The organism is Mesorhizobium sp. M1088 (genome assembly GCF_040318575.1).
In the GTDB taxonomy this organism is placed as follows: domain Bacteria; phylum Pseudomonadota; class Alphaproteobacteria; order Rhizobiales; family Rhizobiaceae; genus Mesorhizobium.
The window spans coordinates 151,846-173,596 of sequence record NZ_JAMYMO010000004.1; the positions used below are offsets into that span (position 1 = coordinate 151,846).

The window sequence follows — 21,751 nt, forward strand, 5'->3', positions numbered from 1 at the left end:
GTTTTTCCGATGAACGCCAGAGCCGAGATCACCCAGCGCTACATCGACGCCGACCCTTATCCATGGCCTTATAATGGCGAGCTCCGGCCGGACAATACGGCACTGATCATCATCGACATGCAGACCGATTTCTGCGGGCCGGGCGGCTATGTCGATCATATGGGCTACGATCTTTCGCTGGTGCGGGCGCCGATCGAGCCGATCAAGTCGGTGCTCGCAGCCATGCGGGCCAAGGGCTACACCATCATCCACACGCGCGAGGGCCACCGGCCCGATCTCGCCGACCTGCCGGCCAACAAGCGCTGGCGTTCGCGCCGCATCAATGCCGGCATCGGCGACCCCGGACCTTCCGGGCGCATCCTGGTGCGCGGCGAACCCGGCTGGGACATCATCCCCGACCTCTATCCGGCGGCTGGCGAGCCGATCATCGACAAGCCGGGCAAGGGCTCGTTCTGCGCCACCGACCTGGAGCTGATCCTGCACCAGCGCGGCATCGAAAACATCGTGCTGACCGGCATCACCACCGATGTCTGCGTCCACACGACGATGCGCGAGGCCAATGATCGCGGCTTTGAATGCGTGATGCTGGAGGATTGCTGCGGCGCGACCGATTACGGCAACCATCTCGCCGCGATCAAGATGATCAAGATGCAGGGCGGCGTGTTCGGCGCGGTGTCGAATTCGGCATCCTTCGTCGCGCAGCTGCCGTGAGGACACGATCTTGAGCGGAAGCATCGGCAAGAAAGCCGTCGGCATCGAGACCATCGGCATGACCATGCGCTTCGGCGCCTTCACCGCGCTGGACGACGTCTCGATCAAGGTGCCGGCGGGATCGTTCCATGCGCTGCTCGGCGAAAACGGCGCCGGCAAGTCGACGCTGGTCAAATGCATGATGGGTTTTTACCATCCGACCGCCGGCGACATGCTGGTTGATAGCCGCGAGGTCGCGATCGCCAGTCCGAAGGATGCCTCGGCATTGGGGCTCGGCATGGTCTACCAGCATTTCACGCTCGTCCCGTCGCTGACCGGCGCGGAGAACCTGGTCATTTCGCGCGAGAAGGTGCCCGGCGTCATCGACTGGCGCAAGGAGCGCGCCGCACTTGCGCAATTCATGCAGCGTATGCCGTTCAAGCTGCCGCTCGACGTCAAGGTGGCGGAACTTGCGGCCGGCGAGAAGCAGAAGCTCGAAATCATCAAGCAGCTCTATCTCGGCCGCAGTTTCCTGGTGCTCGACGAGCCGACTTCGGTGCTCACTCCCGGCGAGGCACACGAAGTGCTTGGCCTGGTGCGCGACATGACCAGGACCGGCGACCTCACCGTGCTGATGATCTCGCATAAATTCCACGAGGTGAAGGCCTTTGCCGACGATATCACCGTGCTGCGCAAGGGCAGGCTGACCGGAACCGGAAAGGTCTCCGAACTTTCCCACAAGCAGATGGCGGCGATGATGATCGGCGACCAACCGATCGCCGCACTCGACAGCCGCGCCCCGGTGCCGGCCGGCGCCAGACAGGTGCTGACGGTAAAGTCGCTGAAGGCGCCTGACCGCACCGGCTTGAAAACCATCGACATCGGCGAACTCGATGTGAAGTCGGGTGAGATCGTCGGCATTGCCGGCATCTCCGGCAACGGCCAGAAGGAGTTTCTCGAAGTCCTTGCCGGACAGCGGGCGCGCAATGGCGGCGACGTTCTGGTGAAAGGCTCGCCCTATGGCGCCAGCCGCAGCGAGGCGCGCAAGCTCAATGTCCGCTTCATTCCGGAGGAGCCGTTACGCAATGCCTGCGCACCGAAGATGACGGTGGCGGAAAACATGGCCTTCCGGACCTTCGACCTCAACGAGGCGGGCAAGCCGGTCAACTGGATCAGGATGAGTGCGATCAGGGACTACGCGGCCCGCCTGGTCGAACAGTTCAAGGTCAAGACGGCCTCGCTCGCTTCGCCGATTTCGTCGCTGTCAGGCGGCAATGTGCAGCGCGCCGTGCTGGCGCGCGAGCTGACCGGCGAGGTCGATTTGCTCATCGTGTCCAATCCCTGCTTCGGCCTCGACTTCTCTGCCGTCGCCGAAATCCGCGCCCGCATCATGAAGGCGCGCAACGCCGGTGCCGCCGTGCTTTTGATGTCGGAGGACCTTGATGAGCTGCTCGAGCTCTCGGACCGCATCTTCGTCATGTCGGACGGCGCGCTGGTCTACGAGACGCCGATCGCGCAGGCGAGCGTGCAGACGATCGGCGAGCACATGGCGGGACATCACTGATGGCGGAGATCGAGGCGCTGCCGTTTCCGTTCGCCTTCAAGCCTGAGGCGATGGCGCTGGTCGTCATCGACATGCAGCGCGATTTCGCTGAACCCGGCGGCTTCGGCGCCAGCCTCGGCAACGACGTCAGCCGGGTGGTGGCGATTGTGCCGACGGTGAAGAGATTGATCGAGGGGTTCCGCACCGCTGGCCTGCCGGTGATCCACACGATGGAGTGCCACAAGGCAGACCTTTCGGATCTGCCGTCGGCCAAGCGCAATCGCGGCAATCCGTCGATCCGGATCGGCGATGTCGGGCCAATGGGTCGCGTGCTGATCGTCGGCGAGCCGGGAACGGCGATCCTCGATGAACTTGCCCCATTGCCCGGCGAAATCGTCATCGAAAAGCCGGGCAAGGGCGCGTTTTATGCCACCAGCTTCGACGATGACCTGAAGCGGCTCGGCGCACAGCAACTGGTCTTTGCCGGAGTGACGACGGAGGTCTGCGTGCAGACGACGATGCGCGAGGCCAACGACCGCGGCTATGAATGCCTGCTGGCCGAGGATGCTACCGAGAGCTATTTTGCCGAGTTCAAGGCGGCCGCCCTGGCGATGATCAGGGCACAGGGCGCCATCGTCGGCTGGACGGCAACGACGGACCAGGTGCTCGAGGGACTTTCCAATGCCTAACGTCGCATACGCGGCTCTCATCCAAGGGGGCTGGCGCGATCTGCCGTTCGAGCCTTTCCGCGAAGGCATCACAGTGCATTGGCTGCTCAAGGGTGGACCGACGGAACCGTCGGTCGCCATCCTGAACTACCGGCCCGGCGCCGGCGTGCCGCGCCATCGCCATGCCGGGCTGGAAACGATCATCGTGCTGGAAGGCACGCAGAGCGACGAGAACGGCGACCATGCCGCGGGCAGCGTGATCCTGAACCCGGTCGGAACTGAGCATTCGGTGTGGACAAAAGACGGCTGCGTCGTACTCATCCAGTGGAACCTGCCGGTAGTCATTCTGGGCGAGGCCAAATGAGCGACATCCGCTTCGACATAGCGAGCCTGCACGTTGCCTATCAGGCCGGCGTCAGCATTGGCGAGGTGATCGATATGGTCCATGCGCGGCTCGCGGCGGCCGATGACCCCGGCATCTTCATCCATCTGGCGAGCAGGGCGGAGTTGCTTGCCGAGGCGGAAAAGCTCGGCCCGTTCGATCCCGCGGCAAAGCCGCTGTGGGGCGTGCCGTTCGCGGTCAAAGACAACATCGATGTTGCCGGCATGCCGACCACGGCGGGTTGTGCGGAATATGCCTACTTGCCGGCGAAAGACGCCACCGTCGTCGCGCGGCTCAAGGCCGCCGGCGCGCTGGTTGTCGGCAAGACCAATCTCGACCAGTTCGCCACCGGCCTGGTCGGCGTTCGCACGCCCTATCCAATCCCGAGGAATGCGATCGACCCGAAACTGGTGCCGGGCGGCTCCTCATGCGGCTCGGCCGTCGCAACCGCGCGCGGCATCGTCTCGTTCGCGCTCGGCACCGACACCGCCGGTTCTGGGCGCATTCCCGCCGGCCTCAACAACATCGTCGGGCTGAAGCCGAGCGTCGGCGCGCTGTCGGCCGCCGGCGTCGTGCCGGCCTGCCGCACGCTCGACTGCATCTCGGTCTTCGCGCTCACCGTCGATGACGCCTACCGCGTGTTCGAGGCGGCGGCGGCAAAGGACGACGCCGATCCCTATTCGCGTGACCTCTGCATTCAGGCTCTTGCCGCGCGCCCGCCGGTGCTGACGGTTGGCGTGCCGGCCAGGGCCGACTGGACCTTCTTCGGCGACCAGGCGATGCAGGCGGGCTTCGAGGCCGCCCTTGCCTCGCTGGAGACGCTGGGCTGCCGGCTGGTCGAAATCCCGTTCGGTGATTTCTACGCCACCGCCACTCTGCTCTACGAAGGCGCCTGGGTGGCCGAGCGTTACGCCGCGATCAGGGACTTCATGGATGCCAACGAGGCCGCCATGCATCCGGTGACGCGGCAGATCATCGGCGGTGCGCGAAAACTTTCCGCTGCGGACGCTTTCAACGGGCTCTATGCCCTGCAAGGCTATAAGGCCAAGCTTGCGCCGGTCATCGCCTCGGTCGACGTTTTCTGCGTGCCGACCGCGCCGACGCACTACACAGTCGAAGCGGTGCTGGCCGATCCGATCGCCACCAACAGCCGGCTCGGCACGTACACCAACTTCGTCAATCTGCTCGACATGTGCGGCATTGCCGTGCCGAGCGGAACCCGCAGCGACGGTCTGCCGATGAGCGTCACCTTGCTTGCCGCGGCGGGCAAGGACCACCTGACTGCGTCGCTTGCGCGCGATGTCCATGCGGCAAGCGGCCTTGCGCTTGGTGCTATCGGCTGGCCGCAGCCGCAGCGCGGCGATGTTCTGGCGGGCGTGGATGAAGGCACGATCGAGCTGGCCGTGGTCGGCGCGCATCTGTCGGGGATGGCGCTGAACGGCCAGCTGCAGCAGCTCGGCGCAATGTTCGCCCGGGCTGCAAGAACGGCGCCGCTCTACCGGCTTTACGCGCTCGCCGGCCAGTCGGTGCCGCGACCGGGGCTCGAACGCATCTGCAACGGCAAGGGGACAGCGATCGAGGTCGAAGTCTGGCGGCTCTCGCCGCAAGCCTTCGGCCGTTTTGTTGCCGCGATCCCGCCGCCGCTAGGCATCGGCACGCTTCTGCTTGATGACGGAACTTCGCCGAAAGGCTTCCTCGTCGAAAGTGCCGGTCTCACCGATGCAAAGGAGATTTCGCATTTCGGCGGCTGGCGCAATTTCATGGCGGGTCAGCTGCAGCGAAGCTGACGCTATCACTCGACCTTTTGCCTAAACTTCGAATGGCAGCTCGAGCAATCCTGCAAGATGAGATGCAGGAGGTGCTCCGCCGGCAATTTAGTGGGATCGGCTTCCGCGAGTGATGGTCGCTTGCCAAGCAGGCTGCCACCGCCCATCGCCAGGCCGGAACCCATTCTCATGCCGTCGGTGATGCGCGGCGGCGCCCGCTCGGCGTCGGAGGCCAGGGCGCTGGCCAGCGTTCCGATATGACGAGCCAGTGCCTCGAACTCCGCGCGGGCGAGGTCGATATCCGGCTTGGCGCCTGAAGGCGCACCCAATGTCGCGCCGGGGAATTCGGCAATCAGGGCAGGCCCGGTGCGTGCGCGGATGGTCTCGGCCGCCGCCTTGAAGGCCGCGGCGTCGTACGCCTGCTTGCCGTCGAACATCCCAGCGATCGCCTTTGCCGCCGCGGCCATTTCCTTCATCGAGGCCTGGCGAGCCTGGATGACCGCATCACGACCCGAATGGGCGGCGGCGAGCACGACAGAGACGCAGGCAAGCGACAGGACCGCTATGATAGCTGCTCGTCTCATCGTTGGCACATAAGGAGCTAGAGAATTCTTGTGACCAGACTGTCCAGTCGGGAGTTCTCGCGATAGGCAAATCGGACCACAACGGCACCTAAGACGCCAGTGACGGCACCGCCTATCACGTCGGTGAGATAGTGGGTGCCGATATAAATTCTCGACCAGCAGATCAGCAATGCCATGATGGAGAGGGCCAGCGTCCGGCGCGGCAGACCTTGCGTTGCAAGAGCCGCAACAACCGCAAAGCTGGCTGTCGCGTGGTCGGAGGGAAACGACCAGTCGGCGCTGGGCGCAATCAGCAGATGCGTCACGCCGGCATCGTAGGGCCGCAGCCGGTGGACGAATAGCAAAATGAACTGATTGATCGCCAGACCGAGCAGGAACGCCAAGCCGGCGGACAAGGCAGCATGGCGCACATGGTAACGGTCGGCCTTTGCCCACCATTGCAGGGCAACAGCCAGCACCATCAGCGGAACGCCGATTTGTGAGACGGCGATCATTGCCTTATCAAGAAAAGGGCTGATCCCGGCTGCCGCGTTGATCCAGTGGGTGAGAGCTGCATCCATCGTTTCTCGTTTCCGCTGTTGTCGATCGCAAGGTGAATTTTGTGAAAGCAGTAGACGAACGCCGCATCCATCAGATTTTCGAGCTCAGCATCTGGCTTAAAGGGGCGCATGCCCTGATCGAATGCGTGGGCGGGATCCTGCTTTATGTCGTCACCACCGACGCCATTGCCTCCTGGGTCAATACATTCACCCAAGAGGAATTGATCGAAGATCCGAACGATTTCATAGCTGGCTATCTGTCGCAGATGGCAAGCCACTTTTCCGTCGCCAGCAAGGAGTTTTATGCCTTCTACCTACTTAGCCACGGCCTGATAAAACTGCTGCTCGTTGTCGGGCTTTTGAGAGGCAAGCTGTGGTCGTATCCGGCATCGCTTGCGGCGCTGGGCGCATTTATGTTCTATCAAGTCTACCGCTACTCCTACACCCATTCGTTCGGCCTGCTTGTCCTGACCGTATTCGATGCTGTCGTCATGGTGCTGATCTGGCATGAATGGAAGGTCGTGCGGCAGCACAAGCCGGCATGACAGCGAAGTTTGCACGTCAGCCGCTCCGATTTTCAATCCACCTCACTGGGCGACGCCTTGTCCTGCCAGCTCGTCGATGATCGGGCAATCCGGCCGCTCGTCGCCGTGGCAGTGACTGACCAATTGGTGGAGCAGGCCGCGCAATCCGACCAGCTCAGCGATCTTCCTGTCGATCTCCACCAGCTTGGCGCTCGCGATGGCCTTCACGTCGGCGCTGTCACGTTCCCTGTCCTGGTACAGCGACAGCAACTGGCGGCATTCGTCGACCGAAAACCCCAGGCTTCGCGAGCGCTGCAGGAAGCGCAGCCGGTGAATATCGGCCGTCGAGTAATCACGATAGCCATTGTCCGTCCGGGCCGGGTGCAAGAGCCCGATATCCTCGTAGTAACGGATCGTCTTGGCCGGCAAGCCGGATTTTTCGGATGCGACGCCGATGTTCATGGCGGAAATCTCCTTTGTCGGAGGAAATAGACCTTCCAGTAGATGGAAGGTCAACATGATGTGGCGATTTTGGATGCCTGACGCAACCGCCCGCCCGCTCCAACCGTTTGCCTGCCAGCACATACTGAACCTTCGGGAAGAAATCGGTCCTCGGAAACGTTTTTACCGAACAGTGCTCAAAACCCGGTGTTCGACACCGGGTGCCGATGAGCAAAGACCCTCCGGCGCTGGCTCGACGCAACACCGCGCAGACGCCGAGGAGACAGAACATGCCCGTCAAGGCCTATATCAACCGGATCGCGACAGCGGTGCCGGAGTACGAGGTTCATCAATTCTACCTGCGTTTCGCGGCCTCCATGCTCGCGGCCGATCGCCGGAGGATCTTCGAACGCATGGCCGATCTTGCCGGCATCGAGCACCGATATTCCTGCTTTGCGCCGGCGTCCGACCCCGAGGGACCGTCCGCCGACCTGGCCGGAACCTTCATCCGGGGCGCGTTTCCCGGAACGGCGGCGAGAATGGCGATGTTCGACGATGCCGCACCTGTTCTGGCGCAAAAGGGCATCGACGGATTGCAGCTTGGCGACGACGCTTCCCGCATCACCCATTTGATCGTCACCACCTGCACCGGCTTTTCGGCGCCGGGCATCGATCTCGAGCTGGTTGCGCGTTGCGGGCTGCCGAACGGGATCGAACGCACGATGATCGGGTTCATGGGTTGCTATGCGGCGATCAACGGCCTCAAGCTGGCCCGCCACATCGTCCGCTCCGACCCGCAGGCCAAGGTCCTGCTGGTCAATATCGAACTCTGCACGATGCATCTGCGACAGACCACCGAGCTGGAAAAACTGCTGTCGTTCTGCCTTTGGGGCGACGGCTGCGCGGCTGCGCTCATCACTGCCGAGCCGGTCGGCATCGAGCTCGATAGCTTTCACTGTCTGGTGGCGAGGGAACGGCGGGACCTGATGCGCTGGAACATTCGCGACCACGGCTTCGAAATGGTTCTTTCCGGCCAGGTGCCGGCAGCGATTCATGAAGCGTTGCGGAACAGCCAGGCCGCCGTCCTCGGAGGCCGATCGGCGAAAGACATCGACCTTTGGGCCGTGCATCCGGGTGGACGTTCGGTGCTCGACGCCGTCGAAAGGGCCCTGGAACTGGAGCCCACCGCGCTGGAACCATCGCGCGAGGTGTTGCGCCAGTATGGGAACATGTCGTCGGCGACCGTCATGTTCGTGATGAAGGAGATGCTGAAGGCGCCACCCGGCCTGCTCGGTTGCGGCATGTCGTTCGGACCCGGGCTGACGGCCGAAACCATGCTCTTTCGAACGGTGTCATGAGCGGCCTGGAGCACCGGCAGCTTGCGCCGGAAATCCTCGACGGACTTGCGGCCGACGATCCGCGAGCGCTGGCCGCGCGCCGCGACCTTCGGCGCATCAATATGCTGATGTTTCAGGTGCCGATCATGACGTCGTTGCTCAGGAGGTTTGTGCCAAAGCCGCCACGCCGCATTCTGGAGATCGGCGCCGGCGATGGCTCCTTCATGCTGGCGGTGGCGCGGCGCATGACCAGGCATTGGCCCGGGGTCGAACTGGTGATGCTCGACCGCGTCGGCCTCGTCACCGCGCAATTGCGCGGCGATCTTGACAGGCTGGGATGGAGGGCGGAAGGCGTCACCGCCGATGTCTTCGACTGGGCAGGAAAGATCGAGGGCGCGCGTTTCGACGCCGTCACCGTCAATCTGTTCCTGCATCACCTCGACGATGCACAGCTCGTGCGTCTGTTTTCGCTGATCGGGCCGAAAGCCCCGTTGCTCATTGCGACAGAGCCGCTGCGGGCGAAACTGCCGCTGGCCGCGACCCGTCTTCTGCCGGCAATCGGCGCCAACGACGTCACACGAAACGACGCGGCGCAAAGCGTGCGTGCCGGCTTTCGCGGCAGCGAGCTTTCCGGTCTCTGGCTTGCGGCCAACGGCAAACCGGTCGAGGAACGGCGCGCCGGCCTGTTTTCCCACATTTTCGTCGGCGCCAGCGCCGGCAACGACCCATGACGCGATTGTCGACCCATGACGCGATCATCATAGGCGCCGGCCCGGCGGGCACATCCGTCGCGCTCACGCTGGTCCGGCGCGGATGGGCTGTGGCAATTGTGGAAAAGAGTGCGTTTCCACGCCGCAAGGTCTGCGGCGAATACATCTCGGCAAGCAATCTTGCGCTTCTCGACCGGCTCGAGATCGGCGATGCCTGGCGTACCAATGCCGGCCCCGAAATCCGCCGCGTCGGTTTGTTTTCCGGGGAGACCTGCGTCGAGGCGGCAATGCCATGTGCGGGAGCTGGGCCTCGGGCGAAAGACAGCTTCGGCCGGGCGCTCGGCCGGGACATTCTCGATTCTCTGCTTTTGCAAGCGGCGCGATCGGCGGGTGTCGAAATCTTTCAACCCTGCCGCGCCGTCGCCATCGAGCGGGATCGCGAGATGCAATGGGTGCGAATTCATGCCGGGGATGAAGCGGCGATATTGCGAGCGCCGGTGATTGTCGCCGCACACGGCTCGTGGGAACCGGGACCATTGCCCAGCCAGCTCGCAAAGGCCAATCGCCCGTCGGACCTGCTCGGCTTCAAGGCGCATTTCACCGGGTCGTCCCTGCCGCCGGATTTGATGCCTCTGCTGGCCTTCCCCGGCGGCTATGGCGGCATGGTTTCGGCGGATCATGGCCGGTTGTCGGTCTCGTGCTGCATCCGGCGCGATATGCTCGCGCGGCTGCGTAAACAATATGGCCCCAAACAACGGAGCCACGTGTCGGCCGCCGGTGCGGTCGCGCGCCATCTCGTGGACTCGTGCCAAGGCGTCAGGAACGCCCTGGAACCGGCTCTCCTCGACGGTCCGTGGCTTGCCGCAGGTCCGATCCGGCCGGGAATTCGCTCGTGCTACGAAGAGGACATCTTCCGCGTCGGCAATGCAGCTGGAGAGTCTCATCCTGTCATCGCCGAGGGCATCTCGATGGCGCTTCAGTCCGGCTGGCTGCTGGCTTGCGAACTCGCATGCGCGCCAAGTGGCCGGGCAGGGCGCGAGGCTGCCGCCACACGCTACGGGGCGGCCTGGAAAAGACTGTTCTCGACACGGGTCTACGCCGCCGCGGCCGTTGCCGGAATTGCCCTTCGCCCCGGCAGCGCCACCTTGATGGCAGCGATCGTCCGGAATTTCCCGCAGACACTGACGCTGGGCGCGCAACTGAGCGGCAAGACCAAGCCGGTTCCCGGCTTCGTCTAGGCGACATAGCGGTCCCATGAGCCGTAGTGCTCCTTGCTTCGGCGCCCCCGAGGCAGGCTGAGGCCGATCACAACTAGCCCTGCAACGGCATTGTTCAATGTCGAACCTCTGGTCGCGCCGTCGAGCAGCCAGGGCGCTGCGATCAGCCATAACCCGAACGGCAGGTTGAGGAAACGCAATGGCCGTGCCACCTCGGCCATGGCGCAGACCGCGATCGTGATGATCATGGCGCCCGAGAGGTGATCGCTGTTTGCAATGGCGCCAGCCGTGCCGAAGACCAGCCGCGAGACCATCAGCCAACCGCCGACGATACAGCATGCGACCAGCGTCCATGGAAACGTGACACCGCGAATGGCTGCGGCGGACTGTGCGGCAAGCGCGGCGGAAAAGCCGGGATCGTTCTTGTCCGCCTCGCCGTTCGGCTCCGGCCCGCCTTGGAAAAAGGTGCGCCAGAACGGACGGTCTGCCCGCACGCTGCGCAGCATGTACTGGCCCATGGCGACCACCTCGTCCAGCGTCAGCGGGATCATGACCAGCATGGCCGCCGCCGCGATGAGGCACAGTGTGCAATAGGTGCCGATCATGATCGGCTGGATGATGATGAAGAAGATCGAGACGCCGCCGAGCGGCACCACCAGGATGAAGAAGAAGGTCACCATCCAGGGCATGGTGCGCCAGCGGGTCGCCGTGCCCATCGCGCCCATCAGGGTTTCGATCATATAGGCCACGGCGCCAAGCCCGGCATCAGCGACTGGCCAGGCTCGAGAAACGTCGGATGTGATGATGAATTCCGTGCCGTTCCTGCCGTCTCCGCCGGGGAAGAACGGCTCCCAGACAGCACCCACATGGCCGAGCTGGTAGGCAGTGAGATAGCGGGCGATAAGGAAACCGAAGAAACCGAGCGCGATGATCGGCAGGCGCTGCAGCCAGGATGACGGCGAGTAGGTCCAGCCGGGCGGAACGGTGCTCTCGTCCATCATCCCTTCGTGGCTCATGCCCGGCATCATCGGGACGAGCACCGAGAAAGTGATGGCCAGCGCGCCGACGATCGTGTCGTTCATGGTGGCGGCGGCGCTCGGCGTCCAGAAGAACAGCGGCGCGAACAGCAGCCATAGGCCGGCGATCGTCGTGCCCCATTGCGCCCAGGAAAAACGCGGCGACAGTGCGAGCCCGCCAAACAGCATCAGCAGCAAGCCCGAGACAATGTCGCTCCAGCCGGTGAGCGCGTTGCGCAGCACCGGTTCCCACAGTCCACGCTCTTGCGTGACGTCACGCACAGTGCCAGCCGCCGCCGGATCGAACAGCGCGAACTGAAGCGGGCTGGTGAGGAGCCACACGCCAAGCGTGATGACCAGGAAATGAGCCCAGAGCATCTGCTTGCCCATCCCCGCCATCTCGGCCATGTGTCCGGGTTTCATCTTGTCGTGTTTGGCCTCGAACGCCTTGTCTTTCTCTCGCGCTTTTGTTCCGCTGCCGGCCACCTTGGCGGCGTTGAGCTTGTTGGCCCGATACCAGCCGGCGGGATCTGCCTTGAGCGCGTCGACGATCCGCGGCAACGTCTCGCGCAGGGAATGCCGGGGCTGCCAGCCGAGGACATTGCGGGCACGGCTGATATCGATCGCGTAGTGGTCGTCGGCGATATCGACCATCCAGGGACGAACGAATGATTCTTCGCCCAGCACGTCCTGTTGGACCCAGGCACCCGCCTTGGCGAGCGCCTTCGGCACCTCCCGTGTCTCCCAGTTCTCGCCACGGATCAACCGACCAATCTCGGCTTGAAGTTCGCCGTAGCCCATGACCTCAGGCTCGCCGAGAAGCAGCGCCAGCTCCGTGGGAAGTTTCTTCCGCCGATCTATAAGGCGCGCCACCGCATCGGTGAGGTCTTCCAGATGCAGGAACGACTGCCCGGTGCGCAGGTCACCCGGATATACATGCCCGGTCGGATCCTCTTCGTAGATACGCGCAATCTGATTGGCGAGGAATGCGTTACGGCCGAGATCATCATAGACGCCGGCCGGCCTGGCATAGACGACAGGGATCGCCCCGTGCTGCTCATGGATCAGGCGCTCGGTCTCGATCTTCGAGGTGCGGTAGGGTAGGTTCGATTCGAGCGGCCAATCCTCATCGATGATGTCGCCTGGTCGGCCAGCCTTGTGCGCCAGCATCGAACTCATGAAGACAAACTGCTCGACCTCAAATTGTTTCAGGGCGCGCAGGAGCTTCTCGGTGCCGCCAACCGTAATCTTTTCGTAGAGCGGGTTCCGTTCGCCTGTGAGATCGAAATAGGCCGCAAGATGGATCACCGAGGCGAGGCGGGCGCCATAGGCCGTCCGCACGCGCGCCAAGCCGGCTGCCACGGCGTCCTCCGATGTCAGGTCGATGCAGACGCACTCCGCGGCCGGCGGCGGCTGACGCGTCGCCGCCCGGTCGAGGCCGACGAGAGCAAACCGGTCGGCGAAGCTGTTGACCAGAGCCGAGCCGATGAAGCCGGTGCTGCCGGTAACAATAACCGTGTCTTTGCGCTTCGCCATCCAGACCTCATAGCCGGCGATTTGCCACTCCTGAGAGGGCCGAAGGCGACAGACGTTAAGAGCCGGAGGGCCGGACCAGTTCCGACGCCGACCCGATGACGCTGCTGCTTCCGGTGACGCCTACAACTTTCCGTCCTTTTTGCTCTTTTGACCCCGACTGCCTATGCCGTCAGGTTCGCAAATATTTGACCAGCGCCGCGATCGCGAGCACGAGGGTGACAAGCACCAGGACCCAAATGAGCGCCATGCCGCCCATCATCCACATTGAACCGTCCATCATCATTACAATCATCCCTCCCGCCGCCGCTGCCACCGGCGATTGCGAGGGGAACTAGTTCGCCATGTACGCCCGTCAAGGCGAACTCGATCAGCCCACGAAGGCGGTGGCTTGCCGGTCAATCAGGGCATGTTCAATGCTATCGACGAACGAGTTCATAGTAGGCTTCGGCCAAAACATGCTGGCCGTGCGGTAACTCGGGAACGGCAGGGCTTTGATCCAGTGCCTCCAGCGCTCGCAGCAAATGCTCCGCGACATCTGATCTGCCTTGCCGATATGCCTCTCTGAACAGGGCCAGTAGCTGCCTTTCGAAATTCATGGTTCGGTCCGCCATTGGACGATCTCCGGAAGTTGGCAATGAGCCTAACCGTTCCAGCCACCGGAAGGTCAAGCGCTCCTTTCAAGAAGCTAGAACAGGTTGAGAGCGCTTGTTGAACCGCATCCGAGGCGTCGCCCGGCTCTACTCTCCACCGCCGCAGCCGTCGGAGAGATCCCAGACGTCGACGACCTGCTTGCCGGTGAAACCGTGCTCGCGGATCAGGAACTTCGCCAGCCCGCCATACACTTTCCAGCGCCAGCATTGACAGCAGCATGGGCCTTTCTCGTTGGAATTGGCCATCGCGTAGTCGTAGGCCTGCTGCTCATCGCCGGAGAGCTTCACATCGTAGTAAGGAATCAATTTTTGGGCGATGCCAGCCGGAATGTCGTATGGATCGACGGGTATCATGGCGATATCGCGATACTTGGTCAGCCCATTCAACTGCTCGATGTAGCGCTTCATTTCCATCGGGCTGCAACATGAGCCCTTGATCCGCGACGTGCTTGGCATGGTTGCGATCGACTCCGTGAATTTGGCCGAACACGTGCTGTTGCCATTTTCGCTGAGGTCTTTGAAGCGACCCGCCATACCGGGGTCCTCCGCAGCGATTGCCAAATCCGGTTCGTTGACAAAGCCGGCAACCATCGCGGCGCCGAAAACACCGCCGAAAACAACCATTCGTCTGTTTGGGGACATTGTCCGGACCATGACTAATTCCTTTCCCGGTCTTCAGCCGATGCGCGTGAATATTGGAAACTGTTCGAGCAGCCAGAACGAGAATGTCGACATCCGTCCGGTGACCATGGCGAGCCCCATGACGACCATGATACCCCCGGCGGCGAACTGCAACATCGAGCCGGTCCGGCGCATCGCCTTCAGCCGCCGCGCCAGACTGTCGGTGAACAGAGCGGCAAGCAAGAAGGGAAGGCCGAGGCCGAGCGAATAGACGGCGAGCAGCGTCACGCCTTCGGCGACGGTGGCCGACGGGGCGCCGACGGTCAGGATGGCGCCGAGGATCGGGCCTATGCACGGGGTCCAGCCGAAGGCGAAGGCGAGGCCGAGAACATAGGCCGACGTCGCCTTGCCACCGGGCATATCGGCATGAAATCTCGCTTCGCGCATCATCCAGGATGGGCGAAGCAGACCGGTGAGGAACAGGCCGAACAGGATGACGATCGCACCGCCGGCAAGGTTGAGCTCGATGCGGTGGCGGAGCAGCAATCGGCCGAGCGCCGTGGCGCTGGCGCCTAGCACGATGAAGACGGTCGAGAACCCGAGCACGAAACAGAGGCTCAAAGCGGCCGCCGACAGGCGCGCCGACCCGCCCATCGGCGTCCTGCCGGCGACATACGACACATAGCCCGGCACCAGCGGCAGCACGCAGGGAGAGAGAAACGAGACGATGCCGGCCACGAAGGCGGTCAGCACGCCGATGTTGGAGAGTTCGGGCATCGATCAATTGTTCCCGCTTGCCGGCGTCACTTCTTCAGGGCCCTTGCCTGCCCGATCAATTTCTTCATCGAAGCAAGATCGGTCGCGCCTTGAAAAATCTGGTCGCCGACGACGAAAGTCGGCGTTCCGGCGATTTTCAGCGCCTGAGCCAGTTTCGCATTTTGGTCAATCGCCGCTTGGATGTCCGGATGCTGCATATCGGTCTTCAAGCGAGGGACGTCGAGGCCGATCTCGGCCGCGATCCTGAGAACGATCGTCTCGTTCACCCGGCTCTTGGCGTCATACAGGGCCTTGTGGAACTCCGCATATTTGCCCTGCATCTGAGCCGCGAGCGCTGCCTTGGCCGCAAATACGGAATCAGGGCCGAGGATGGGGAATTCCTTGTAGACGATGCGCAACTGCGGGTCGTTGGCCGCGGCTTGCGCCATGATCGGCGCCACTTGGCGGCAATAAGGGCAATTATAGTCGAAGAATTCGGCCATGGTGACGTTGCCTTGCGCATTGCCGCCGACGGGGCTTTGCTTGTCGCGGAAAATGTCGTCCGCGCGCGACGCCAGAACCGCCTTTACCTGGGCCGCCTCGGCCTCGCGCTGGCGCTGATCCAGGCTTTGCAGCGCCTGCACCAGGACTTCGGGATGGGCGAGGATATAGTCGTGGATGCGCTGGTCGATTTGGTCCTGGGACATTCCGCCAGCCGCCGTCGCCGATCGCCCGGCGCCCTGAAGGCCCGGATTTAGCAGGAACCATCCGGTCACGGCGGCAAGCAGCAGGGCGCGGACAAGCCAGCTCCCATATCGGTTTGCCTGTTTTACGCTGATCGTCATATGCATCTCTCCTTGTTCTCCGTCGAGGCGCCCGGTCGGCATGCCGCCGGCGAAATTGCGCGTCAAAAGAAGTTTTTCAATTTTGCCAGCCAGCCTTCGTCCGGCTCCCCACCCGTTTCCTGTTCATGGTGCGGACGCTCGACGCCGTTGGTGAGCGCGTTGACGAAGGTGACAAGATTGACCGGCGCGAAATCCAGGCCGTGAAAATTGGCGCGCCACCGGCCTTCCTTGTCGATGACATGAGTGACGATGCCGTGCGCCTGAATGCCGTCATCTGTCTTGCTGAATCTGTGGCCGAAGGCTTCCGCCAGCTTGCGGGTCGCGTCCTCCGGCTGATCGGGTGTCGTGGTCAGGAACAACCAATTGACCGGATCGAGCCCGTGCGCCGGCCCGTAGCTGCGCAGCACGTCCGGCGTGTCCCGCGTCGGGTCAGTGGTGATAGTCACGAAGGTGACCTGGTCCTTCATCGGCGTGGCGTTCACCATCGCCTGGATCTCGGCGATCTTCTCGGCGTGGAGCGGGCATACGTCCGTGCACGACGTGTAGACGAAGTGGAGGACGACGACCTTGCCATGCAACTCGGTCGGCCGCACGATACGCCCCTCAGCGGTGCGCAGGGTGAAATCGGGTATCGGCTTATCAATCGGCTGGAAATACTTCTCGTCGCCCTTGAGCATGGCGTCGACTTCATCGAGCGAATGCGCCTGCGCGCCGTGAAAAAGGCCGAGGATCAGCGCCGCCAGTGCGATCAGGCCGCACAGCAAGCGCGTGCCCAAAGTCGGCGAGAGCGCTTGCCGCTCGTTTTGGGTCTGGATAGGCATCAACCGCTGCCTTTCGTGGTGCCTTCCCCATCCGCTTTTGGGGCAGCGTTTTCCGTTTGGCAGGTGCGGCCTGTCATCCGGTTCATGCACAGGCCGAGCGCGCACATGGCCACGCAAGGCAGGACGCTGAGCAGCAGTGGCGCAATGCCCGCGGCGACCAGCCATGTCCAGTTGAAGGCGAGGCCGGCGACGGCAATGACCATGCCGGCAGCGATTAGTCCGCGCCGGTCACCGAGATAGTGGCGGATGGCGTGAAGAATGCTGCGGCCGAGCGAAGCCTGCGAGGTTTCGGGCGATTCTGTTGTGGTCATGTCCTTTCCTTTCTCAGTTGGCCCCGAAATGGCTGCGGATGAACGCCATCATTTCGGGTGAATCCCATTCGGCTGGGCCGATCAGCCGGCCGATTTCCTTGCCCTCGCGGTCGATCAGCAATGTCATGGGAAGGCCGAGGGCGCCGAGCGTGAACATCGCCTTGCCCGTTGTGTCGATGTTGAGGGCGAGATGCTCGACGCCGATCTCGGCGAAGAACTTTTTCACGATGTCCGGACCGCCGCGATCCATCGACAGCGCGATGACCTCGAAATCCGGTCCGCCGAGCTTGGCTTGCAACCGGTCGAGCGTCGGCATTTCCTTGCGGCAGGGAGCGCACCATGTCGCCCAGATGTTGAGCAGCAGGACCTTGCCGTGGAAATCCGCAAGCGTTTTCGGTTGACCGTCGGCGTCCTCAAAGCTGATTTCCGGCACGGGGACGGGAGCCTCATGAATGGCGAAGTCCTGCGGCGGCTCGACGGCCGATGCGGGCTGCGCCACCGTGAGCAAGGCGCCGAAGAGCGCGAGAGTGAGCATCTTCACGGTTGCCGCTCCTTCGCCTCGGCCCTCAGGCGCTCGACGAGCGGCATGATCGTTTTCTCAAGAGCCTCTTCCGTCACCGCGCCAATGTGCTTGTAGACAATGCGGCCGTCGGCGCTCACGACAAAAGTTTCCGGTATGCCGTAGACGCCCCAATCGATGGAGACGCGGCCGTTCAGATCCGCGCCGGTACGCGTATAAGGATCGCCCATCGTGTCGAGCCATTGTGCGGCATCATCGGGCCTGTCCTTGTAGTTGAGCCCATGCAGCGGCACCGTCTTGCTCGCCGCCAGTTGTATGAACACAGGATGTTCCTCGCGGCAGGCCAAGCACCAGGATGCGAAGACGTTGACCAGCGAAACGTCGCCCCGCAGGTCACCGCTCGACAAACCAAACGTGCGACCCTGGACCGGCGGCAGGCTGAATTGGGGCACCGGCTTGCCGATCAGCACCGATGGAATGTCGGACGCATTGCGCGTGAGCCCCCAGGCGAGCAACACGGCCAGCCCGACGAAAATCATCACGGGCAGGACGACCAGTAATCGTCGAAGCAAGGCGCGCCGAATGGCTGCCGGTCCCGCATCGGATTGAACGTCACCGCTGGTCATGATGCACCCGGCCGATTGTGGTCCGACGACCCGTCAGCACGTATCTTGCGAGTGCTGCGACGGCGAGCACCAGAACCAGCAGCACGAGGAAACCGGCAACGGACAGGAAGGTCATCGCAAGCCAGGTTCTGGCCGGACAATCGGAAATGTCGGTCAACATCGCGGTGCCTTTCACTCCGTCGCGTAGACGGTCGGCGCCTTGCCGTCCTTGGTGAAAGCATAGATCGTCCAGGTCCCGTCTTTCTCGCCGCCCATGCCGGGCGCGCCCGTCGGCATGCCGGCCAGCGTGATGCCTGTGATTGCTGGCCTTTCGGTCAAAAGCTTCTTGACGATCTCGACCGGCACTAGGCCGTCGACGACATAGCCGTCGACCATCAGCGTATGGCAGCCTTGCAGGTCGGCCGGCACGCCGGCATCGCCGCTAATCTGCGAGAGGTTGTTGACCGGCTTGATCTCGACCTTGAAGCCATTGTGCTCCAAATAGTTAGCATAGGATTCACAGCAGCTGCATTGCGGGTTCTTGTACATCACCGCTTCGATCGTCGCGGCGACGGCCGGAAGGGGCATGGCGATCGCGACGGCGAAGGCCGCAAGCGAGTAGGTCAGTTTCATGGCAGTCTCCTCGGGTTCCAGAAATTCATCGCCGGCCGTCACTGCGTCGCGTAGACGGTCGGCGCCTTGCCGTCCTTGGTGAAGGCGTAGATCTTCCAGGTCTCGGTCTTCTCGCCGCCCATTCCCGGCGAGCCCATCGGCATGCCGGCCATGGCGATGCCGGTGATTTGGGGCTGTTCCGTCAGCATCTTCTTGACCAAGTCGACCGGCACGAAGCCGTCGACCACGTAGTCGCCGATCACCACCGAATGGCAGCCTTGCAATTGCGCGGGAACGCCGAGCCCAGCGCTTATCTGGCTGAGGTCGTTGGTCGGCTTGAGCTCGACCTTGAAGCCGTTCTGTTCGAGATAGGCGGCGTAGGTCTCGCAGCAGCTGCAGCTCGGGTTCTTGTACATCACCGCCTGGATCGTTGCGGCGAATGCAGGCATCGGCATTGCGATTGCGACCGCGAGAGCGGCGATTGAGTAGGGCAGTTTCATTTGCAGTTCTCCTTGGGTGATTGGGGTGGCGAAAAAATCAGGTCACGCGGAAGACGGTCATCAGACCCGCCATCTGGTGGTCGGCGACATGGCAGTGCAGCATCCAGTCGCCGGGATTGTCGGCGACGAAGGCGCATTCGATCACATCCTTGGGGGCGAGCAGCACCGTGTCCTGCCATTGGCGGTGCGGCACCGGCGAACCGTTGCGCGAGATGACCGACAGGCTGAAGCCGTGGACATGCATCGGGTGCCACCAGGCGGTTTCGTTGCGCATGGTGAGATGGCAGGTCACACCGCGTTTCAGCGTGAACTGCGGCGCCATGCCGGCATGGCCGTCGCCGGTCATCGACATGCCGTTGATCGCCCAGGCCGCACCGCCGTTCATGCCCATCATCCCCATGCCCATCATGCCGCCGACGCCCTTGAGCTTGCCGCCGCCCATCATGCCGCCCTGCAGCACGATCTCCTGGCGCTCGGCGCCAGCGAGGTCGGGCTGGGGCAGAGGGTTGCGCGGCAGGCCGGCTGGCGCGTCGAGCGGATGGGTTCTCAGCGGCGGCGCTGCGTCATAGGCCAGCGTGGTCAGGGTGTAGGCAAGGCCGTCGTAGAAATCGTCGATCACCGCGTGGCGGCTGCCGGGGTGGCCCTGCATGTCGAGCACGATGTCGATGCGCATGGCGGGCGCCAGCACCAGGCGACCGCCCTCCGGTTCATGCGGATCGCAGGGCTGGCCGTCGATGGCGACGACGACCGGACGGTGGCCTTCGAAGCGCAGCGCCATCATGCGGGCAAGCGAGGCATTGGCGAGCCGCAGCCTGACGCGCTCGCCGGCCTTCACGCTCCGATCGCCTGGCCCCGTGCCGTTGACGGTGACGACATTGCCGACGCGGCCCGACATCGAGGCATCCATGGCACTGCCGAAGCCGCCGGCGATCTGCCCGTCGGCAACAAGCCGCCAGTCCTGCAGCAGCCAGACAAAGTCGCGGTCGACGGCGACCGGCTCGGCCTCCTCGACGATGAGGGGGCCGGCAAGGCCGCGGCCGATCTGCACCAGGCTGTTGGCGTGCGGGTGATACCAGAAGGTGCCGGCATCGGGCGGGGTGAATTCATAGATGAAACTTTGCCCCGGCCCGATCGGCTTCTGGGTCAGGCCCGGCACGCCGTCCATGGCGTTTGCCAGGCGAATGCCATGCCAGTGGACGGTCGTATCCTCGTCGAGACCGTTCTCGACAGTGATGCGGACCGGCTGGCCTTGCCGCAGGCGCAGGGTCGGGCCGGGAATTGTGCCGTCATAGGCCCATACCGTGGTTTGCGGACCACCTGCGTCGATTAACCGGGCATGGGCCGGCGCGACCTTGATACGGCGCTCATCAACTGCGGCTGCCCGCGCCGGGCGCATCGACGTCGAGACGGCGACGCCCGCCGCCGCAAGCAGGAACCCGCGGCGCGACAGGAAAAGACTGGAATTGCTATTCACCCTTACGTTCCTTGCGATCTCGATCGACGGCGAGCGTCGACTGATTGCTTGTCCGCGCCCGTCGCGCATCAACGCGAGCGGGCGACCGGACGCCGGACATCAGCCGTGGGACGGCTGAAACGGCGTCAGACGAGAGCGCTGGCTCTGGGAGGGTATGGGTCGGGCAGGGAACTTCGCCCGTGCAGGAACGGCGCCGGCAGCGGCGATATTTGCGACGGCAGCGGGATTGTCACCATGTCGAGCTTCTGCGGCAGCAACGCAAGCGCCGGGGCAATGCAGGTCGGCGGGCAGTATATCCCCTTGCCGTCACCGCCGGCACCCTTGAGGCACCCCTTGCAGTCACCCTTCATGGCGGCATCGGCCATCTTGTCCATGCCGGGCCCCGCAGGCATGGTCATGCCATCGCCGGCAGCCATGCCGGCCGTCATCGTTGCCGACATGATGCTGGCCTGTGCACCGGACAGGCTGAGCCCCACGGTCAGGAAGACCGCGAGCAGCGTGACAAGCATGTGTTTTGGCGACAGCCGAGCCAACATCTGCTCAGGCTGACCGCAAAGTACGGTTTTTGCAAGTGCCAATGCTGTGACATAGCGACCAAGGGGAGCCAATCAGTGCCGGGCATGCTCGCATTTATCGTGATCCGCCAGCACCTCGATGACACGGCATTCGCAGACTTTTCCGTGCCGGCAGCCTTCGACCATATGCTCCAGCTCGGCTTTCAATGCTGTAAGGCTGCGTATCCGCTGAACCACGTCGGCCAGACGCGCCTGGGCAATGGCGTCGGCGGTCGCACAAGGCTGGCTGGGATTATCCTGCAGCGTCAGCAGCGCCCTGATGGCTTCGATCCCGAACCCCAACTCGCGCGCGTGCCTGATGAAGGCGAGCCGGCGCAAGTCTGCCGCTTCATACTGCCGGCGATTGGCTTCGCTGCGGGCAGCGGCAGGAAGCAACTCTATCTGCTCATAGTAGCGGATGGTTGGAACCTTCACGCCGCTGTGTCGGGCCGCTTCACCGATGGTCACACCTGTTGACATTTCGCTTGCTCCTCTAGTCGCTAGAGGATGTAGCGTCGCGGTCGAAGAT

At 63.3% G+C, this 21,751-nt stretch carries 27 protein-coding genes; 9 read left to right on the forward strand and 18 right to left on the reverse strand.

The genetic code is table 11. The annotated features are described in order from the left end of the window. The first annotated feature begins 9 nt into the window (after nucleotides 1-9). From biuH to atzF, 5 genes are read left to right on the forward strand one after another with little or no spacing between them, the layout of a single operon-like run. Nucleotides 10-711, forward strand: coding sequence for a biuret amidohydrolase (gene biuH / locus NKH49_RS07160; RefSeq protein ID WP_352473238.1), 702 nt, complete (start codon nucleotides 10-12; stop codon nucleotides 709-711). Nucleotides 712-721: 10 nt separating this feature from the next. After that, nucleotides 722-2,254: an ABC transporter ATP-binding protein gene (locus NKH49_RS07165; protein ID WP_352473240.1), complete on the forward strand. Its 1,533-nt coding sequence runs from the start codon at nucleotides 722-724 to the stop codon at nucleotides 2,252-2,254. Then, nucleotides 2,254-2,922, forward strand: coding sequence for a cysteine hydrolase family protein (locus NKH49_RS07170; RefSeq protein WP_352925707.1), 669 nt, complete (start codon nucleotides 2,254-2,256; stop codon nucleotides 2,920-2,922). Before NKH49_RS07165 ends, NKH49_RS07170 begins: the two co-directional genes overlap by 1 nt. Further along, the gene (locus tag NKH49_RS07175; RefSeq protein ID WP_352925709.1) at nucleotides 2,915-3,265 is read left to right on the forward strand and encodes a cupin domain-containing protein; all 351 of its coding nucleotides are present in this window, start codon (nucleotides 2,915-2,917) and stop codon (nucleotides 3,263-3,265) included. The genes NKH49_RS07170 and NKH49_RS07175 overlap by 8 nt, the downstream gene beginning before the upstream one ends. After that, nucleotides 3,262-5,070, forward strand: coding sequence for an allophanate hydrolase (gene atzF / locus NKH49_RS07180; protein WP_352925711.1), 1,809 nt, complete (start codon nucleotides 3,262-3,264; stop codon nucleotides 5,068-5,070). The genes NKH49_RS07175 and atzF overlap by 4 nt, the downstream gene beginning before the upstream one ends. A gap of 5 nt (nucleotides 5,071-5,075) precedes the next feature. Here the strand turns inward: atzF and NKH49_RS07185 are convergent, their stop codons facing one another. Next, nucleotides 5,076-5,633, reverse strand: coding sequence for a cytochrome c (locus NKH49_RS07185; protein ID WP_352925713.1), 558 nt, complete (start codon nucleotides 5,631-5,633; stop codon nucleotides 5,076-5,078). Nucleotides 5,634-5,650: 17 nt separating this feature from the next. Further along, nucleotides 5,651-6,193 (reverse strand): phosphatase PAP2 family protein, encoded by a 543-nt coding sequence (locus tag NKH49_RS07190; RefSeq protein WP_352925715.1) that lies wholly within the window; start codon nucleotides 6,191-6,193, stop codon nucleotides 5,651-5,653. Between the two features lie 32 nt (nucleotides 6,194-6,225). On the opposite strand from NKH49_RS07190, the gene NKH49_RS07195 reads away from it, so the two are divergent. Next, the gene (locus NKH49_RS07195) at nucleotides 6,226-6,717 is read left to right on the forward strand and encodes a DUF2127 domain-containing protein (RefSeq protein WP_352542988.1); all 492 of its coding nucleotides are present in this window, start codon (nucleotides 6,226-6,228) and stop codon (nucleotides 6,715-6,717) included. 42 nt (nucleotides 6,718-6,759) lie between these two features. Here the strand turns inward: NKH49_RS07195 and cueR are convergent, their stop codons facing one another. Next, nucleotides 6,760-7,158 (reverse strand): Cu(I)-responsive transcriptional regulator, encoded by a 399-nt coding sequence (gene cueR / locus NKH49_RS07200; RefSeq protein WP_352784300.1) that lies wholly within the window; start codon nucleotides 7,156-7,158, stop codon nucleotides 6,760-6,762. Nucleotides 7,159-7,427: 269 nt separating this feature from the next. Between cueR and NKH49_RS07205 the strand changes: the two genes are divergently transcribed. The 3 genes from NKH49_RS07205 to NKH49_RS07215 are packed head-to-tail and all read left to right on the forward strand — an operon-like array spanning nucleotide 7,428 to nucleotide 10,422. After that, nucleotides 7,428-8,495, forward strand: coding sequence for a type III polyketide synthase (locus NKH49_RS07205; protein ID WP_352925717.1), 1,068 nt, complete (start codon nucleotides 7,428-7,430; stop codon nucleotides 8,493-8,495). Continuing rightward, nucleotides 8,492-9,205, forward strand: a complete 714-nt coding sequence (locus NKH49_RS07210; protein ID WP_352925719.1) for a methyltransferase domain-containing protein — start codon at nucleotides 8,492-8,494, stop codon at nucleotides 9,203-9,205. Before NKH49_RS07205 ends, NKH49_RS07210 begins: the two co-directional genes overlap by 4 nt. Continuing rightward, nucleotides 9,202-10,422, forward strand: coding sequence for an NAD(P)/FAD-dependent oxidoreductase (locus NKH49_RS07215; RefSeq protein WP_352925721.1), 1,221 nt, complete (start codon nucleotides 9,202-9,204; stop codon nucleotides 10,420-10,422). The genes NKH49_RS07210 and NKH49_RS07215 overlap by 4 nt, the downstream gene beginning before the upstream one ends. Here NKH49_RS07215 and NKH49_RS07220 read toward each other — a convergent pair. The 15 genes from NKH49_RS07220 to NKH49_RS07290 all read right to left on the reverse strand — a co-directional run bounded on the left by NKH49_RS07220 (nucleotide 10,419) and on the right by NKH49_RS07290 (nucleotide 21,702). Then, nucleotides 10,419-12,953: an NAD-dependent epimerase/dehydratase family protein gene (locus tag NKH49_RS07220; RefSeq protein ID WP_352925723.1), complete on the reverse strand. Its 2,535-nt coding sequence runs from the start codon at nucleotides 12,951-12,953 to the stop codon at nucleotides 10,419-10,421. The genes NKH49_RS07215 and NKH49_RS07220 overlap by 4 nt on opposite strands. A 416-nt stretch (nucleotides 12,954-13,369) precedes the next feature. Next, entirely contained in the window at nucleotides 13,370-13,564 is a 195-nt protein-coding gene (locus tag NKH49_RS07225; RefSeq protein WP_352925725.1) for a hypothetical protein, read from the reverse strand. A gap of 126 nt (nucleotides 13,565-13,690) precedes the next feature. Then, on the reverse strand, nucleotides 13,691-14,257 hold the full coding sequence (locus NKH49_RS07230; protein WP_352703996.1) for a hypothetical protein: 567 nt from the start codon (nucleotides 14,255-14,257) through the stop codon (nucleotides 13,691-13,693). Nucleotides 14,258-14,278: 21 nt separating this feature from the next. Beyond that, nucleotides 14,279-15,001, reverse strand: coding sequence for a cytochrome c biogenesis CcdA family protein (locus tag NKH49_RS07235; RefSeq protein ID WP_352925727.1), 723 nt, complete (start codon nucleotides 14,999-15,001; stop codon nucleotides 14,279-14,281). 26 nt (nucleotides 15,002-15,027) lie between these two features. After that, the gene (locus NKH49_RS07240) at nucleotides 15,028-15,825 is read right to left on the reverse strand and encodes a DsbA family protein (protein ID WP_352925729.1); all 798 of its coding nucleotides are present in this window, start codon (nucleotides 15,823-15,825) and stop codon (nucleotides 15,028-15,030) included. A 62-nt stretch (nucleotides 15,826-15,887) separates the two neighbouring features. Continuing rightward, nucleotides 15,888-16,601 carry an SCO family protein gene (locus tag NKH49_RS07245; protein ID WP_352771294.1) on the reverse strand — a complete coding sequence of 238 codons (714 nt, stop codon included), beginning with the start codon at nucleotides 16,599-16,601 and terminating at the stop codon, nucleotides 15,888-15,890. Nucleotides 16,602-16,645: 44 nt separating this feature from the next. Continuing rightward, the gene (locus NKH49_RS07250) at nucleotides 16,646-16,957 is read right to left on the reverse strand and encodes a hypothetical protein (RefSeq protein ID WP_352925731.1); all 312 of its coding nucleotides are present in this window, start codon (nucleotides 16,955-16,957) and stop codon (nucleotides 16,646-16,648) included. A gap of 13 nt (nucleotides 16,958-16,970) precedes the next feature. Further along, complete coding sequence (locus tag NKH49_RS07255; RefSeq protein ID WP_352925875.1) at nucleotides 16,971-17,492, reverse strand: TlpA disulfide reductase family protein; 522 nt, start codon at nucleotides 17,490-17,492, stop codon at nucleotides 16,971-16,973. Nucleotides 17,493-17,494: 2 nt separating this feature from the next. Then, nucleotides 17,495-18,103: a DsbE family thiol:disulfide interchange protein gene (locus NKH49_RS07260; RefSeq protein WP_352703988.1), complete on the reverse strand. Its 609-nt coding sequence runs from the start codon at nucleotides 18,101-18,103 to the stop codon at nucleotides 17,495-17,497. Continuing rightward, nucleotides 18,090-18,263 (reverse strand): hypothetical protein, encoded by a 174-nt coding sequence (locus tag NKH49_RS07265; protein WP_352473265.1) that lies wholly within the window; start codon nucleotides 18,261-18,263, stop codon nucleotides 18,090-18,092. The genes NKH49_RS07260 and NKH49_RS07265 overlap by 14 nt, the downstream gene beginning before the upstream one ends. A gap of 11 nt (nucleotides 18,264-18,274) precedes the next feature. Further along, nucleotides 18,275-18,715, reverse strand: coding sequence for a DUF411 domain-containing protein (locus NKH49_RS07270; protein WP_352473266.1), 441 nt, complete (start codon nucleotides 18,713-18,715; stop codon nucleotides 18,275-18,277). Nucleotides 18,716-18,753: 38 nt separating this feature from the next. Then, on the reverse strand, nucleotides 18,754-19,194 hold the full coding sequence (locus NKH49_RS07275; protein ID WP_352473267.1) for a DUF411 domain-containing protein: 441 nt from the start codon (nucleotides 19,192-19,194) through the stop codon (nucleotides 18,754-18,756). Between the two features lie 37 nt (nucleotides 19,195-19,231). Further along, nucleotides 19,232-20,668 (reverse strand): multicopper oxidase family protein, encoded by a 1,437-nt coding sequence (locus NKH49_RS07280; protein WP_352925733.1) that lies wholly within the window; start codon nucleotides 20,666-20,668, stop codon nucleotides 19,232-19,234. 125 nt (nucleotides 20,669-20,793) lie between these two features. Then, on the reverse strand, nucleotides 20,794-21,177 hold the full coding sequence (locus tag NKH49_RS07285) for a hypothetical protein (RefSeq protein WP_352501311.1): 384 nt from the start codon (nucleotides 21,175-21,177) through the stop codon (nucleotides 20,794-20,796). 99 nt (nucleotides 21,178-21,276) lie between these two features. Beyond that, complete coding sequence (locus tag NKH49_RS07290) at nucleotides 21,277-21,702, reverse strand: MerR family transcriptional regulator (protein WP_352452322.1); 426 nt, start codon at nucleotides 21,700-21,702, stop codon at nucleotides 21,277-21,279. Between the last annotated feature and the right edge of the window lie 49 nt (nucleotides 21,703-21,751).